The 15387-nt window shown below is 67.9% G+C and carries 16 protein-coding genes and 1 tRNA gene; 1 reads left to right on the forward strand and 16 read right to left on the reverse strand.

Translation table 11 applies throughout. The features are described 5' to 3' along the window. Positions 1-21 precede the first annotated feature (21 nt). From ACQPY4_RS37595 to ACQPY4_RS37665, 15 genes are all read right to left on the reverse strand, one after another. Positions 22-1083: an MCE family protein gene (locus ACQPY4_RS37595; protein WP_433329408.1), complete on the reverse strand. Its 1062-nt coding sequence runs from the start codon at positions 1081-1083 to the stop codon at positions 22-24. Further along, a complete protein-coding gene (locus tag ACQPY4_RS37600) occupies positions 1084-2118 on the reverse strand; it encodes an MCE family protein (RefSeq protein WP_433329410.1) in 1035 nt (344 codons plus the stop codon). It lies immediately after the preceding gene. Beyond that, positions 2115-3440, reverse strand: a complete 1326-nt coding sequence (locus tag ACQPY4_RS37605; RefSeq protein ID WP_433329412.1) for an MCE family protein — start codon at positions 3438-3440, stop codon at positions 2115-2117. The genes ACQPY4_RS37600 and ACQPY4_RS37605 overlap by 4 nt, the downstream gene beginning before the upstream one ends. Before the next feature lie 7 nt (positions 3441-3447). Then, positions 3448-4296, reverse strand: coding sequence for an MlaE family ABC transporter permease (locus ACQPY4_RS37610; RefSeq protein WP_433329414.1), 849 nt, complete (start codon positions 4294-4296; stop codon positions 3448-3450). A 1-nt stretch (position 4297) separates the two neighbouring features. Continuing rightward, positions 4298-5149 carry an MlaE family ABC transporter permease gene (locus tag ACQPY4_RS37615; RefSeq protein ID WP_433329416.1) on the reverse strand — a complete coding sequence of 284 codons (852 nt, stop codon included), beginning with the start codon at positions 5147-5149 and terminating at the stop codon, positions 4298-4300. Further along, entirely contained in the window at positions 5149-6207 is a 1059-nt protein-coding gene (locus ACQPY4_RS37620) for an ABC transporter ATP-binding protein (RefSeq protein ID WP_433329418.1), read from the reverse strand. Before ACQPY4_RS37620 ends, ACQPY4_RS37615 begins: the two co-directional genes overlap by 1 nt. 563 nt (positions 6208-6770) lie before the next feature. Beyond that, on the reverse strand, positions 6771-7157 hold the full coding sequence (gene rplL, locus ACQPY4_RS37625; RefSeq protein WP_433329420.1) for a 50S ribosomal protein L7/L12: 387 nt from the start codon (positions 7155-7157) through the stop codon (positions 6771-6773). 55 nt (positions 7158-7212) lie between these two features. Beyond that, positions 7213-7797, reverse strand: a complete 585-nt coding sequence (gene rplJ, locus ACQPY4_RS37630; protein ID WP_433329422.1) for a 50S ribosomal protein L10 — start codon at positions 7795-7797, stop codon at positions 7213-7215. A 296-nt stretch (positions 7798-8093) separates the two neighbouring features. Then, positions 8094-8969: an LppX_LprAFG lipoprotein gene (locus ACQPY4_RS37635; protein ID WP_433329424.1), complete on the reverse strand. Its 876-nt coding sequence runs from the start codon at positions 8967-8969 to the stop codon at positions 8094-8096. A 118-nt stretch (positions 8970-9087) separates the two neighbouring features. Continuing rightward, a complete protein-coding gene (locus ACQPY4_RS37640; protein WP_433329426.1) occupies positions 9088-9951 on the reverse strand; it encodes a hypothetical protein in 864 nt (287 codons plus the stop codon). A gap of 266 nt (positions 9952-10217) precedes the next feature. Then, positions 10218-10934 (reverse strand): 50S ribosomal protein L1, encoded by a 717-nt coding sequence (rplA, locus tag ACQPY4_RS37645; protein ID WP_433329428.1) that lies wholly within the window; start codon positions 10932-10934, stop codon positions 10218-10220. A gap of 81 nt (positions 10935-11015) precedes the next feature. Next, on the reverse strand, positions 11016-11447 hold the full coding sequence (rplK, locus tag ACQPY4_RS37650; RefSeq protein WP_433329430.1) for a 50S ribosomal protein L11: 432 nt from the start codon (positions 11445-11447) through the stop codon (positions 11016-11018). A 171-nt stretch (positions 11448-11618) separates the two neighbouring features. After that, complete coding sequence (nusG, locus tag ACQPY4_RS37655) at positions 11619-12539, reverse strand: transcription termination/antitermination protein NusG (RefSeq protein WP_433329432.1); 921 nt, start codon at positions 12537-12539, stop codon at positions 11619-11621. A 94-nt stretch (positions 12540-12633) separates the two neighbouring features. Next, on the reverse strand, positions 12634-12882 hold the full coding sequence (gene secE, locus ACQPY4_RS37660; RefSeq protein ID WP_433329434.1) for a preprotein translocase subunit SecE: 249 nt from the start codon (positions 12880-12882) through the stop codon (positions 12634-12636). A 112-nt stretch (positions 12883-12994) separates the two neighbouring features. Further along, positions 12995-13067, reverse strand: a tRNA-Trp gene (locus ACQPY4_RS37665). Positions 13068-13321: 254 nt separating this feature from the next. On the opposite strand from ACQPY4_RS37665, the gene ACQPY4_RS37670 reads away from it, so the two are divergent. Further along, the gene (locus ACQPY4_RS37670) at positions 13322-14533 is read left to right on the forward strand and encodes a pyridoxal phosphate-dependent aminotransferase (protein WP_433329436.1); all 1212 of its coding nucleotides are present in this window, start codon (positions 13322-13324) and stop codon (positions 14531-14533) included. Between the two features lie 103 nt (positions 14534-14636). Here the strand turns inward: ACQPY4_RS37670 and ACQPY4_RS37675 are convergent, their stop codons facing one another. After that, the gene (locus ACQPY4_RS37675; protein WP_433329438.1) at positions 14637-15386 is read right to left on the reverse strand and encodes a hypothetical protein; all 750 of its coding nucleotides are present in this window, start codon (positions 15384-15386) and stop codon (positions 14637-14639) included. Position 15387 lies beyond the last annotated feature (1 nt).

The raw sequence follows: 15387 nt of genomic DNA on the forward strand, positions 1-15387 counted from the left end.
TACCTGCCTGCCTGCTCGCGGTCACGGCAGGAACGGCAACACGTTGTTGCCGCCCTGCCGGTTGCCGGACTGCCCGCCCTGCCGCGCGGGGCCGGTGCCGCCGCTCTGCTGCTTGGGGGCGTCCTTGATGGACGCGGGGATCGGGATGAGGTTCTGGATGTAGGCGTCGAACCAGCGCCCGGTGCCGGTCACGTCGGCGAACTGACGGGTGAACGGCGCGAACAGCTTGAGGGTCTTGTCCAGGTTCGCCTGGTTGCGCAGCAGGATCTGGTTGACGCGCTCCAGGTTGTCGAGCATCGGCTTCAACTGCCCCTGGTTCTCCTTGATCAGCGCGTTGACCTGCTGCGACAGGACGACCGTGTTGACCAGCAGCCGGTGGATGACCTCCCGGCGCGCCCGGACCGCCTGCAGGACCTTGTCGCCGTCACGGATGAGCTGGGCGAAGTCCTGGTTGCGGTCGGCCAGCAGCTGGGAGACGTCCTTGGCCCGCCCGGCGAGCTGGTGCAGCTCCTCGTCGCGCGAGGCGATGGTGCCCGACAGCCGCCGCAGGCCCTGCAGCGAGGCGCGGATCTCGTCCGGGGAGTTGCGGAAGGTCTCCGACAGGACGTCGAACGACTTCGCCACCTCCCGGTAGTCGATCTTGCCGAGCCGCTGGCTCAGCTCGCTGATCGCCGGGACGACCTCGAACGGCGTCTTGGTGCGGTCGATCGGGATGGGCCGGGCCAGCCGGCCGGAGCCGCGCGGCTCCAACGCCAGGAAGTGCGAGCCCAGCAGCGTCTTGATCTTGATTTCGGCGCTGGTGCGGTCGCCCAGCCGGACGCCGTCGTCCACCCGGAAGGTGACCTTGACGTGGTCGCCGTCGAGCTCGGTGGCGGTGACCTTGCCGACCTTGACGCCCGCGATGCGGACCTCCTCGTCGGGCTTGAGCCCCGCCGCCTCCTTGAACGAGGCGCTGTGCTCCTTGCCGCCGGCCAGGAAGGGGATGCTCTCCAGGTTCATCGCCACCAGCAGCGACACCGCGATGATCGCGAAGGCGCCGAGGCCGATGGGGACCGGGTTGCGTTCCCGGAAGGGGATCCTCATCTACTTGCACCTCGCGTTCTCGTTCACGATCGCGGGGGTCTGGTAGACGGGGCCGCCGGGCAGGCGGACCTTCGCGTCGAGACCGCAGATGTACATGTTGAACCAGGACCCGTAGGAGGAGATGTTGGTCAGCTTCTCCACCCGATCGGGCGTCCGCTTCAGCGCCAGGTCCAGATCGGCGCGGTTGTCGTAGAGCGTGCCGGTCAGCTCGCGCAGCTCGGCGATGTCGCTCTTGATGCCGGGACGGGCGTCCTTGAGCAGGTCGGCCGTGGTCCCGGTCAGGTCGTTGATCGCCGCGACCGAGTCGAAGATCGCCTTGCGGTCGTCGGCGACGCCGCCGACGAAGCCGCGCAGATCGGTGACCAGCTTGTTGACCTCGGTGTGCCGCTGGTCGATGGTGCCCAGCACGTTGTTCAGGTTCGTGATCACGTCGCCGATGACCTTGTCCCGGTTGGCCAGGGTGTTGGTCAGCGAGGCCACGTGCGCCAGCAGGCTGTTGACCGTGCCGCCCTCGCCCTGCAGGGTCTGGACGATCTGGAAGGCCAGCTTGTTGACGTCGTCGGGCTCCAGCGCGCGGAACAGCGGGCGGAACCCGTTGAACAGCACCGTGAGGTCGAGCGCCGGCTTGGTCCGCGTGATCGGGATCGTCCCGCCGGGAGGCACGTACTCGCCCACGGTGCCCGCGCCGTTCTGGGTCAGCGACAGGTACCGCTGGCCCATCAGGTTGCGGTACCTGATCTGCGCCTGGGTCGAGGCGGGCAGCCCGGCCCTGAACACGCCGTCCTTGTTGAGGTCGAAGGTGACCTCGGCCTGGTTGCCCTTGTGCAGCTTGATCTTCTTGACCTGGCCGACCCGGACGCCCGCGACGCGCACGTCGTCGGAGTTCAGGAGCCCGGCCACATCCGTGAAGATCGCCTTGTACTCGCGGGTCTCGCCGAAGCGCATGTTGGTGATCGTCATCGCCAGCACCCCCGTCACCAGGGACGTGAGGAGGACGAAAATGCCGAGCTTGACGGCGGCGCCGGTGGTCTTCACCTGACGGTCACCGCCGATCCCTGGAGCAGGGGCCCGTACATCAGCTGGGCGAGATCGGACACGTCGGTCGACTGCGTCCGCGTCAGCGGCCCGACGATGCTCTTGATCTTCTCTTTCTCGCTCATGCCGGAACCCGGGTCGATGAAGACGTTGGACATGGCCCGGCCGCGGCCGTTGCCCGCGCCGTTGTGCGGGGTCTGGTCGTTGGGGTCATGAGGGTTCTTCCACCACAGGTCGTCCTCGGTGCCGTCCAGGGCCAGGTAGTCCGGGAACGGGGTTTTCGGGTTGGGGAGCCCGTAGCAGCGCGGCCCTCGGTGGTCCTTGGCCTCGGGCAGGTCGAGCGGGTACTTGTAGGCCGGCCTCGGCTTGACGATCTCGATCGTCAGGTTGAAGGTCTTGGAGCCCTTGCCGCCCGCGACCCGCTCGGCCTCGGGCTTGAGCTTCATCAGCCCGGCCATCACGCACGGCAGCGACGGCGAGTACTTGGCCAGCAGTTCCAGCCCGCCCCGGCTGGCGATATTCACCCCGATGATCTTCGGCCCGTTCACCTGCATGAACCGGTCGCCCTTGTTGGACAGTCCGGTGATCTGCGGGATCAGGCTCTCGATCGTGACCCGCTTGTCGGTGATGGTCCTGCTGGTCACGTTGAGGTTGCGCAGCGTCTGCAGGATGTCGGGCGCGGCGTCGCTGTAGATGTCGGAGACGTCGGACAGCGCGTTCAGGTCGTAGACCAGCGTCCCCAGCTCGGGGTTGATCTTCCTGAGCAGCGCGTCGGCCTGCTCCAGGTTGTGGCCGATCTGGTCACCCCGGCCCTGGAGCGCGGTGGCCAGCGCGTTCAGCGTGGTGTTCAGCTTCTCCGGCTTCACCGCCTGCAACAGCGGCAGCAGGTTGTTGAGCACCTTGTCGATCTCGACCGCCGTCTGCGACCTGTCCTGCTGGATGATCTGCCCCTTGCGCAGCCCGAGCGGGCCCGGCTGCGGCGGGATCTCCAGGTCGACGTACTTCTCGCCGAACAGCGTCTTGGGCAGCAGCCGCGCCTGGACGTTGTTCGGGACGAGCTTGGCCTTCTCCGGGTCGAGCGCGAGGTCGAGCACCGCGCCCTTCTCGGTGGCCTTGGTACCCCGGACCTCACCGATGATCAGGCCGCGCACCTTGACGTCCGAGCGGGGCAGCAGTTGCAGCCCGGCGCGCTCGGCGTCCACCTTGACCTTGGTCACCGGGGTGAGGGCCTTGTTGAACAGCGCGACCGTCAGCGCCAGGGCCAGGATCATCACGATCACCATGCCCAGGCCCAGCAGCCGGTAGCGAATCCGCTGGCTCATCGCCGCGTCACCCCGCAATCCTGACGCTTGTGGACGCACCCCAGATCGCCATGCCCAGCAGCAGGTCGACCACGTTGATCACTACGATGCTGGTCCGGACCGCGCGGCCCACGGCCACGCCGACGCCCGCGGGTCCCCCGCTGGCGTGGTAGCCGTAGTAGCAGTGGATCAGCATCACGAGCACCGAGAAGATGATCACCTTGCCGAACGACCACAAAATGTCGTTCGGCGGTAGGAAGAGCTTGAAGTAGTGGTCGTAGGTGCCCGTCGACTGCTCGTAGAACACCGTCACCACCAGCCGGGTGGCGCCGTACGAGGCCAGCAGGCCCACGATGTACAGCGGGATCACCGCGATCATCCCGGCCAGCATCCGCGTCGTCACCAGGAACGGCATCGACGGGACCGCCATGACCTCCAGCGCGTCGATCTCGTCGGAGATCCGCATCGCGCCCAGCTGCGCGGTGAAGCCGCAGCCGACCGTGGCCGACAGCGCCAGCGCCGACACCAGGGGCGCGATCTCACGCGTGTTGAAGTAGGACGCGACGAACCCGGTGAAGGCCGCCGTGCCGATCTGGTTCAGGGAGTTGTACCCCTGCAGACCGACCTGGCTGCCGGTGAAGAACGTCATGAACCCGACGATGACGACGCTGCCGCCGATCACCGCCAGGCCGCCGGTGCCCATGCTGACCTCGGCCAGCAGCCGCAGCACCTCGCTGCGGTAACGGCGCAGGACACGGAACACCCACGCGAACGCCCGCGCGTAGAACGAGAGCTGGTGGCCGAAGTCGTCCAGCCGCTGAAGGGGCGCGCTCACCACCTTCTGGACGGCCTTCCCCGACTTGCTGGGGGCACTCATGTCACATGCCCTTCTGGGGGACGAACTGGAAGTACAAGGTGGAGATCAGGAAGTTCTCCAGGAAGAGCAGCATGAACGTGATGACCACGGTCTGGTTGACCGCGTCGCCCACGCCCTTGGGCCCTCCCTTGGCGTTCAGCCCCTTGTAGGCCGCGACCAGACCCGCGGTGATGCCGAACACGAACGCCTTGAACTCCGCCTGGAGCAGGTCGGGCAGCTGCGCGATCGCGTTGAAGGAGGCCAGGTAGGCGCCCGGCGTGCCGTCCTGCAGCATCACGTTGAAGAAGTAGCCGCCGACCAGGCCCACCACCGACACCAGGCCGTTGAGGAACAGCGCGACGAACGCGCAGGCGAGCATCCGCGGGACGACCAGGCGGTGCAGGGGATTGATCCCCAGCACCTCCATGGCGTCGATCTCCTCGCGGATCTTGCGGGAGCCGATGTCGGCGCACATGGCCGAGCCCGCGGCGCCCGCGACCAGCAGCGAGGTGACCAGCGGGCTGGCCTCGCGGACGATCGCGACCACCGCGGTCGCGCCGGTGAACGACTGCGCGCCCAGCTGGCGGATCAGCCCGCCGACCTGGAGCGACAGGATGCCGCCGAACGGGATGGCGACCAGCATCGTCGGCACCACCGTCACGCTGACGATGAACCACGACTGCTGGATGAACTCACGCCATTGGAACGGCCACACGAACATCGCCCGGACGACGTCCAGGCACAGGGCGAAGAACCGTCCAGGCTCCTTGATGAGGACGTTTCCCGCCCCATCGGAGAACTTGCGGAATGCGTCGGAAGAACCTTGGCTCTTCTTGTCTGCTCGCTGGTCCGCGCCGTGGCCAGGAGACGACATCAGTAATTAGCACCCGCTCCCGGCTGTCCCGGGTGGCCGCCTGGAGCGCCGGGAACCTGCCCGGCGACGGGCGTCATGGACGCCACATAGCGGGGCCACTCTTCGACCCAGTTGCGTCCGAGGTCGTCGATGAACGAACCCGGCGGCGGTGTGATGCCGTGCGCGGCGCACCAGGAACCCGGTGGACGCTGCCCCGGCCGGACGCGCCCGTCGCTGGTCATCAGCTGCGGCGCGATCGGCGGGAGCTTGCCGGGGTCGTGGCCCTGCTTGGCCTCGGCCTCCAGCTCGGAGATGTCCTTCTCCTCCGACATCCCGATCGGGCCGACCTTGCGGGCGTTGAGGAACTGCCGGACGACCGGCTCCTCGCTCGACAGCAGCATCTCGCGCGGCCCGAACATCACCAGCTCGCGCCGGAACAGCAGCCCGATGTTGTCGGGAACGGTCCTGGCGGTGTTGATGTCGTGGGTGACGATCAGGAACGTCGCGTTGATCTGCGCGTTCAGATCGACGATCAGCTGGTTGAGGAAGGCGGTGCGCACCGGGTCCAGGCCCGAGTCGGGCTCGTCGACCAGGAGGATCTCGGGGTCGAGCACGAGCGCGCGCGCCAGACCGGCGCGCTTCTTCATGCCTCCCGAGATCTCACCGGGGAGCTTGGTCTCGGCCCCGATGAGGCCGACCATCTCCATCTTCTCCAGCACGATCCGCTTGACCTCGGACTCGGACTTCTTGGTGTGCTCGCGCAGCGGGAAGGCGATGTTGTCGTAGAGGTTCATCGAACCGAACAGCGCGCCGTCCTGGAAGAGCACGCCGAACAGCTTGCGCGTCTCGTACAGCTTCGCTTCGGGCAGGTAGGGGAGGTCCCGGTCGCCGACCCAGATGTGGCCGCGGTTGGGCTTGAGCAGCCCCACCAGCGACTTCAGGAAAACGGACTTGCCCGTGCCCGAAGGCCCGAGGAGGACGGAGATCTCCCCCGCGGGCAGCGTTAGCGATACGTCCTGCCAGATGGTCTGGCTGCCGAAGGACTTGGTCAGCCCCTCGACCCTGATCTCGACGCCCACTCGTCACCTTTCGTCCAGGCCGGGGAATCCGGATGCAATCAGCGAGTCAACACTCAGGCTCTGGTTGTCGTCACGCCCCGTGACCGCACTATCACTACCGCCCGGTAGTGTGGTGGGTGCCACTACGTTAGCGGCCCTTCCGAGAAATGGAAGAGGTTAGGGGTCGGAATCCCCGGCAAAATACGACGTTGTAAGACAATCGTTACTTACACTCCGCATGGGGCCGAAGAGCGAGAACCCGCACCTCAGACGGGTTGTGAGACGACAGCCAACCTGACCGGGCCTGACCTGGCCCGCGTTGCTCTTGGGACGCTGGGGACGCTACGCCGCCCCACAAGCGCACACAACACACGGCCGTGAGTGCCTTCGGGTCGGTGTTTTGTCACCGCGCTACAGCTTGCGGCTCCGGCGACCTTGAGCGCACTACAGTACCCAGCCCCCATCCCGCAAGCCCGCCACCACACGCGAGGACCCCGCAACGAAACGAGGCGGCCGCCCCACCGGAGTGGGACGGCCGCCTCGTGAAGCGATCGGAGCCGCGGGCTCCGGAGCTCCGAAGGGTGCTACTTGACGGTCACCGAAGCGCCGGCCTTCTCCAGGGCCTCCTTGGCCTTGTCGGCGGCCTCCTTGTTGACCTTCTCCAGGAGGGGCTTGGGCGCACCGTCGACCAGGTCCTTGGCCTCCTTGAGACCGAGGCTGGTGAGGGCGCGCACCTCCTTGATGACCTGGATCTTCTTGTCGCCGGCACCCTCAAGGATGACGTCGAACTCGTCCTGGGCGGCGGCCTCTTCGGTGCTGGGGCCGGGGGCGGCCGGGCCCACGGCGGCCGCGACGGGCGCGGCGGCCTTGACGTCGAAGACCTCTTCGAACTGCTTCACGAACTCGGAGAGCTCGAGAAGGGTCATCTCCTTGAAAGTGTCGAGCAGCTCGTCGGTGCTGAGCTTCGCCATGATGTGTACCTCCGCTATGGCTGAAAAATCTGGGGTTGTTACGTGGACCGCGGAATTACTCGGCGGGTGCCTCGTCTGCGGCGGCGGCCGGCGCGTCGGCCGGAGCCTCGGCGGTCTCGCCCGCGGCTTCGCGCTTGGCCCGGAGGGCCTCGGCGAGCTGGACCGCCTGCGTCGGCAGAGCGTTCAGGACGGCGGCGGCGTTGGCCATCGTGCCCTTCATCGCCCCGGCCAGCTTCGCGAGGAGAACCTCGCGAGATTCGAGGTCTGCGAGCTTGGTGACCTCGGCGGCGTCCATCGACTGACCGTCGATGAAGCCACCCTTGATCACCAGGTGCGGGTTGGCCTTGGCGAAGTCACGCAGGCTCTTGGCGGCCTCGACCACGTCGCCCCTGACGAACGCGATCGCCGAAGGACCTTCGAGCAGCTCACGGAACTGCTCGTCGATCCCGGCCTCGTTCGCCGCGCGCTTGGTCAGCGTGTTCTTCACCACGGCGAACCTCGCGGTCTCGCCGAGATTGGTGCGCAGCTCCTTGAGCTGCGCCACCGTGAGCCCGCGGTACTCGGTCAGCACGGCGCCGCTGGAGCTCGTGAACTCGTCCTTGAGCTCGGCGATCGCCGCGGCCTTTTCGGCCTTAGCCATGGGCCTCCTTCCGATTACCTGGGTGGAAGCCGCCGGGGCGAAAAGCTCCTAGAAAAACAGGAAACGCCCCGGCGTAGGCGCACGGGGCGTCGAGCACGACACGGAGGTCATGCGAGAAGCTCTCGTCTCACCTACGCGGGCCGCCCAAATCTCTTCGGGTCCTTCGGCCACCCATGCGGGTGGCGACCGGCGGTCTTCGGCAGCAATCAGAGTACGTGACACCCACGGCGCACGCCAAATCGACAAAGCGGGGCCGCGCCCAGAGTGGACGCGGCCCCGCTTCGGGTTCATTTGGATCAGGCGCCGGGGTAGGTGGGGTTGGCGCCGCCACCGAGGTTCTTCATCATCGCGCTGAAGTCGGTGACCTGGCCCGCCGGGGGCGCGGTGATCTCGACCGGCTTGCCGAAGTCGCGGTACGTCATCGTCATCGACATCTTGGTGCCGGACTTCATCGCCATCTTGCGCGGCAGCTGCTGGTCATCGACCCACAGGTCGAAGGCCATCCCGTCCATGCCCATCTTCTGCAGGCTCTCACGCGCCAGCTTCTGCTGGTCGGCGGGCAGCTGCGCCAGTGCCTCGGACGCCCGGTACGTACCGGTGAAGTGCGTGGTCTGCACGCCGTTGACCGTCTCCTTGCCGACCTCGCGGGCGTCCTTGGAGGCGGTGAGCATCTTGGTCTGCTGGACCGGGTCCATCTGCTGCGCCTGCTGGAGCATCTGGTCCATGTTCATGCCCGTGGCCTCGCCCAGCTTGCTCAGGTCCATCTTCAGCCAGGTCTTGCCACCCGGCAGGCCCGCGCCCGCCATCGCGGGCATCTTCATGTAGATGGCCTTGTTCAGCAGGATCTGCTGCATGCCGCCCATGTTCTTGCCGCCGACCGACATCTGGTCGAACGACATCTTCCACGCCACGTCGGGCTTGGTGCGGTACTGCATGCTGCCGCTCGCGGTCACGTTCCCCGTGCTCGGCTCGGTCATGTTCATCGACATGTCGGCCGCGAAACTGCTGGTCTGACCGGTCTTCTCCGCGGTCTTCCCGAGAACCTGGAGCGCGGACATCTTCGCCACGCCTCCGGCCTCGCCCGCCTTCTCCTTGGCATCACCGAGACAGCCGGTGAGGGAAAGGGCGAGGCCGGTGGCCAGGGCCGTACCCGCGGCGAAACGACGAATCATCTGCTCTCCTCATTCGCTTGACTGATCGCCCCGGCGGTGTTCGGCCGGACATCAAGTTCGACGCAGAGGAGCATAGACCGGTTCATTCGCCTACGGGACGATTAAACCCCCGCCGTCGCTAGTTGCCCGGCTTGTGCGTTCCACCGCCCAGCAGGCCGTTCAGCGAGAGCTCGCCCACCTGGTCCGACGGAGGAGCGTTGACGCCGAACTTCTTCCCGTAGTCGGAGTAGATCACGGTCACGGTGCCCGACTCGCCGTTGCCCGAGCCCTTGGACACCAGCTTGCGCGGAAGCTGGTTCTTGTCCGTCCACAGATCGAAGCTGATCTTCTCCTTGGACGCGTCCTGCGGGAACCACTGGCGCACCTTCTCGCGCGCCGTGCCGTCGAGCCGGCCCAGCGCGTCCTGGACGGTGACCGTCCCGGTGTAGTGCGTGGTCTTGACGCCGTCGACGGACTCCTCGCCGACGCGCCTGACGTCCTTGGAGCCGGTGAACATCTTGGTCTGCTCGGCCGGGTTGATCTTCTGGACCTGCTCGATCATCGTCTTGACGTCGAAGCCGCCCATCTGCCCGGCCTTGGCCACGTCGACCTTCACCCACGGCTTGCCACCGCTGACGAACTGCGCGAGCTGCGGGAGCTTGGCGTAAAGGGTGTCGCCGGTGAACACGGCCTGCCCCTTCTCGCCCGGCACCGCCTGGCCGCCCTTGCTGAACTCGTCCAGCTTCGCACTGAACGTCAGCTTGGGCTGGAGGCTGAACTGCCCGCTCGCGCGGATCTTGGCCCCTTCCTTGGAATCGCTGACCGTCAGGCTGGCCTTGAACCTGTCGGCATCGGCCGTCTTCTGCGACGACTTGAGCAGGGCCTGGCCCGCCGACAGCTTCATGTTCTCGGTCGAGGTCTCCGACGAACCCCCGCACGCGGACAGGAGCAGCGTGGCGCCGACTGCGGTACTGGTGGCCGCCACGGCGTAACGACGCTTCATGAGGATGTGCCTCCCTTGTCGCCCAACTGGTGAACCCAGTCTCGCCGCGTGTGAAGTGGGCGACATCCCCCGATGGTACGAATGGACGAGCGCCCGGTACGACCAGCGGCGTACCCGTCCTGGTACCGCCGAAGCCGCCTCGGACGCGACGAACGTCAGGCCGCCACCCCGCTGACCAGGCCGTCCCTCCGAAGACGGAAGCCCGGAACGCCGAAAGGGCGCCCCCGCGACCGGGGACGCCCTCTCTTACGCGCTTGCCGCGAGGATCAGGCCTCGTCGAGCTCGGCGGTCAGGTTGCGGACCGCGTTCGGGTCGACCGGGATGCTCGGCCCCATCGAGGTCGTCACGATCGCCTTCTTGACGTAGCGGCCCTTGGCCGCCGACGGCTTGAGCCGCTGCACCTCGTCGACCGCGGCGGCGTAGTTCTCCACCAGCTGACGCTCGGTGAAGGACGCCTTGCCGACGATGAAGTGCAGGTTCGCGTGCCGGTCGACACGGAACTCGATCTTTCCGCCCTTGATGTCGGACACGGCCTTGGCCACGTCCATCGTCACGGTGCCGGTCTTGGGGTTGGGCATCAGGCCACGCGGACCCAGCACCCGGCCCAGGCGGCCGACCTTGCCCATCTGGTCGGGGGTCGCCACGACCGCGTCGAAGTCCAGGAAGCCGCCCTGGATCTTCTCGATCATGTCGTCCGAGCCGACCAGGTCGGCCCCGGCCTCGCGGGCCTCGTCGGCCTTGGCGCCACCGGCGAAGACCAGCACGCGGGCAGTCTTACCGGTGCCGTTGGGCAGGTTGACGGTGCCGCGCACCATCTGGTCGGCCTTGCGGGGGTCGACGCCCAGCCGCATGGCGACCTCGATGGTCGCGTCGAACTTGGTGACCGCGGTCTCCTTGGCCAGCTTCATGGCCTCGGCGGGGCTGTAGAGCCGCTCGCGGTCGATCCGCTCCGCCGCTTCGCGGTAGCCCTTGCTGCGCTTCATGACTGCTCCCTGGTGTCAGGAGTCGTGGTGCGGACCGCGCGGGCCCTCCCACGTTCCGCGCGGACGATCCGCGCGGAGGAACTACTTGACCTCGATGCCCATGGAACGGGCGGTGCCGGCGACGATCTTCTCGGCGGCGTCGAGGTCCTTGGCGTTGAGGTCGGGCATCTTGGTGGTGGCGATCTCGCGCACCTGGTCACGGGTGACCGAGCCGACCTTGGTCTTGTGCGGCTCGCCGCTGCCCTTCTCGACACCGGCGGCCTTGAGGATCAGCTGCGCGGCCGGCGGGGTCTTGGTGATGAAGGTGAACGAGCGGTCCTCGTAGATGGTGATCTCTACGGGGATGACGTTGCCGCGCTGGGAGTCCGTGGCAGCGTTGTACTGCTTGCAGAAGTCCATGATGTTGACACCGTGCGGACCGAGCGCGGTACCAACGGGCGGCGCCGGAGTGGCCTGGCCAGCCTGAAGCTGAACCTTGACGAGCCCGGCGATCTTCTTCTTCTTGGGAGGCATGATCGCCTACCTTCCGTTCCGTTTTCATGTGATCCCGACTCCCACATGTCCGTGGGCAACACTCACGGCCGGAACGTGAACCGAGTGTTGGGATCTTGAACCGCGCGATGCGCGGGGACGAGACGCACCCGGCGAACCGGGCGTCGTCTCAAGAATACGGCCTGACCGGAGTCAGATCTTCGAGACCTGGTTGAAGCTGAGCTCGACCGGGGTCTCGCGGCCGAAGATCGAGACCAGCACCTTGAGCTTCTGCTGCTCGGCGTTGATCTCGTTGACCGAGGCGGGGAGGGTGGCGAAGGGGCCGTCCATGACGGTGACCGACTCGCCGACCTCGAAGTCGACGTGCGGGGTGGCCTTGGCCGCCTGCTCCTTGGTCTTGGCCTGCTCCTCCGGCTCGGGGGCCAGCAGGTTGGCGACCTCGTCCAGGCTGAGCGGGGACGGCTTGTTCAGCAGCCCGACGAACCCGGTCACGCCCGGCGTGTTGCGGACGGCGGCCCACGACTCGTCGGTGAGCTCCATGCGGACCAGGATGTAGCCCGGCAGGACCTTCTCGTTGACCTTCTGGCGCTTGCCGCCCTTGATCTCGGTCACCTCGTGCTGGGGGACCTCGATCTGGAAGATGAAGTCTTCCATGTTCAGGGTCTGGGTCCGGGTCTCGATGTTGGTCTTGACCCGGTTCTCGTACCCGGCGTAGGAGTGCACGACGTACCAGTCGCCCGGCTGGAGCCGGAGCTGCATCTTGAATTCGGCGTAGTGGTCGACCGGAGGGGCTTCCTCGGCCTCTTCCTCTTCGCCTTCTTCGCCCTCGACTTCGCCCTCGTCGCTCGCGGCCTCGGAGGCGTCGGCGGCCTCGGCCTCGACGGCGTCGTCGGCGTCGGCGTCGTCCGTGTCGTCGGCTTCGCCGGTGACGGCGGCCTCTTCGGCGGCGGGCTCGTCGGTGGCGGCCTCGTCCTCCGGCTCGACGTCGGAAGCGAGGTCGGCGGTCGGCTCGTCAGCCGCCCCGGTGGGCTCCTCCGACGGGTCGGCCGCACCAGCCGCAGCGGACTGGGCCTCGTCAATGGCCTCGTCGTTGGGCTGTGAGGACTCGGACACGGTGACTCTTCTCTCGTTACGGTCGGCGCTGATGTATTTACGGACGGTGCTGGCGTCACCCCGTGCGATACCGGGCCGACGAGCTGCCGGGGTCTCAGCCGAAGACGGCGAAGACGCCCTTCTGCAGCAGCCAGTCCAGGCCGGAGACGATCGCGACCATGATGAGCACGAACACCAGCGAGACCGACGTGTACGTGATCAGTTCGCGCCGGGTGGGCCAGATGACCTTCCGCAGCTCGGCGACCACCTGGCGCACGAAGAGTGGGGGCGAGGTGCGCTTGCGCGCGGACTTGCCCTTGCCCTCGTCCTTGGCCGCGGCCTCGCCGCGCGTCTCAGTCGCCATTGTGCCGCCGTTCACCTCATAGGTCGTGATCAACCACCACGTGGTTGCCGCGCGGGTTCCGCGCCGCTCCCGCCATCGCGATGGCCGGCACGGGTGCGCGCACCGCACCTCGCAGGGCAGGAGGGACTCGAACCCCCAACCGCCGGTTTTGGAGACCGGAGCTCTACCAATTGAGCCACTGCCCTTCATTCCCCAGGTTGGGGATCCTGACTCCTGGGAAGTCAGGTCGTGCCGCTTCACAGCTTACGGCCTTTTGAGGACATGACCGTATGCCGGGACGCGGCACTAGGTCAGGGAGTCTACTTCGCTCCACGGCCGCTCGTCGAACCAGAACGTGCGAAGCGCTCGGGAGCGACGTTCTGACCTGCCTTCTCGTACCGATCTCACCAGCCGGGATATACCGCTGAAGTGACCGGCCGGGTTCTGTAACGATAGGGACATGAGCATCGACCGTCCTCGCATCTCCAAGCGCATCGCCGCCATCTCCGAGTCCGCCACGCTGGCCGTCGACGCCAAGGCCAAGGCGCTGAAGGCGGCGGGCCGCCCGGTCATCGGGTTCGGCGCGGGCGAGCCCGACTTCCCCACGCCCGGCTACATCGTCGAGGCGGCCGTGACCGCGGCGCGCGTGCCGCGGTTCCACAAGTACACGCCGGCCGGGGGGCTGCCCGAGCTGCGCACGGCCATCGCCGAGAAGACCGCCCGCGACTCGGGTTACACCGTCGAGGCCGCGCAGGTGCTGGTCACCAACGGCGGCAAGCAGGCGGTGTACGAGGCGTTCGCGGCGCTGCTCGACCCGGGTGACGAGGTGATCGTCCCGACGCCGTACTGGACGACCTACCCCGAGTCGATCAAGCTCGCCGGGGGCGTGCCGGTCGACGTGGTCGCCGACGAGACCACCGGCTACCGGGTGAGCGTGGAGCAGCTGGAGGCGGCGCGCACCGACCGCACCAAGGTGCTGCTGTTCGTGTCCCCGTCCAACCCGACCGGCGCCGTCTACTCGCGCGACGAGATCGAGGCGATCGGGCGCTGGGCCGACGAGCACGGCCTCTGGGTGGTCACCGACGAGATCTACGAACACCTGGTTTACGGGGGCGCCGAGTTCCACTCGATGCCGGTGGTGGTGCCCGAGCTGGCCGACCGGACGCTGGTGCTGAACGGTGTCGCCAAGACCTACGCCATGACCGGCTGGCGTGTCGGGTGGATGGTCGGCCCGAAGGACGTGGTGAAGGCGGCGGCGAACCTCCAGTCGCACGCGACGTCCAACGTCGCCAACGTCTCGCAGGCCGCGGCGCTCGCGGCGGTGACCGGCGACCTGACCGCGGTGGCCGAGATGCGCACCGCGTTCGACCGCCGCCGCCAGACGATGGTCAGGATGCTGAACGAGATCCCCGGGTTCCTGTGCCCCGAGCCTGAGGGCGCGTTCTACGCCTACCCGTCGGTCAAGGGCGTGCTCGGCAAGGAGCTGCGCGGCAAGCGCCCGCAGACGTCGGTGGAGCTGGCCTCGCTGATCCTGGAGGAGGCCGAGGTCGCGCTGGTGCCCGGCGAGGCGTTCGGCACGCCCGGCTACTTCCGGCTGTCCTACGCGCTGGGCGACGACGACCTGGTCGAGGGCGTGTCCCGGGTCGCCAAGCTGCTGGCCGAGGCGCACTGAGCGGCGCGCCGGTCCGGGCGGTGTCCGTCCCGCCCGGACCGGCGCACTTCGGCGGGACGCCCGGCGGCCCCACTCCCCGCCGGACGTCCCGCCGAAGCGGCTTTCAGACGCGGACGCCTTCGGCGATCCGCATGAGCTGGTCGCCCGCGAGCCCGCCGCCGACCGTGACCACGACCCCGACTCCGGGGCGGGCGGGCCAGGCGACGCGGTGGCTGGAGCCGGGGCCCCCGCCGGTGGTCGCGGGGATGCCGTGGACGGTCGTCCGGCTGGGCAGGCCGGGCACCGCCGACATGCCCTCGTGGGCGCGGGGGCCCTTGACCAGCTTGATCTCGGCCCAGCCGGGCGCTCCGCGCCAGCGGCAGGTGGTCGTGCGGCGTTGGGCGTCGCCTCCGGAGACGCAGCGTCCGTCCGGCTTCAGGCCCGCCGGGATGTAGGTCACCCATTCGGGAAGGTCCGGCAGGAGCCGCGGGAGGCCGCTGGGCCCGTGGTCCTTGGGCCCGCCCGACGGGGGCGCCGAGGGCTTGCCCGATGATCCCGCCTCGGACCGTCCCGGAGACGGGGCAGGCCCGGGATGGCCCGAGGCGGGGGTATTCGACGGCACGACCAGCGTCGACGGCCGCGCGGACGGCGTACCGGTCTTCGCAGGTGCGCCGACGGGTTCGGCGCGGAAGGACTGGTAGGCCGGCATCAGTGCCACGACGGCGACGGCCGCGGCGGCGGTGGCGACGGTCACGCGGATCCGGGTGACCCGGCGGCGGTGCCGGTGCCGCACGTCCGCGGCGAGCGAGGACGGCGCCGACGACTCGGCCACCTGCTCGGCCATCGCCTTGCGCAGTTCACTCTCCAGGTCCATC

The sequence above is a fragment of the Spirillospora sp. CA-294931 genome, from assembly GCF_050946795.1.
Lineage (GTDB): Bacteria > Actinomycetota > Actinomycetes > Streptosporangiales > Streptosporangiaceae > Spirillospora.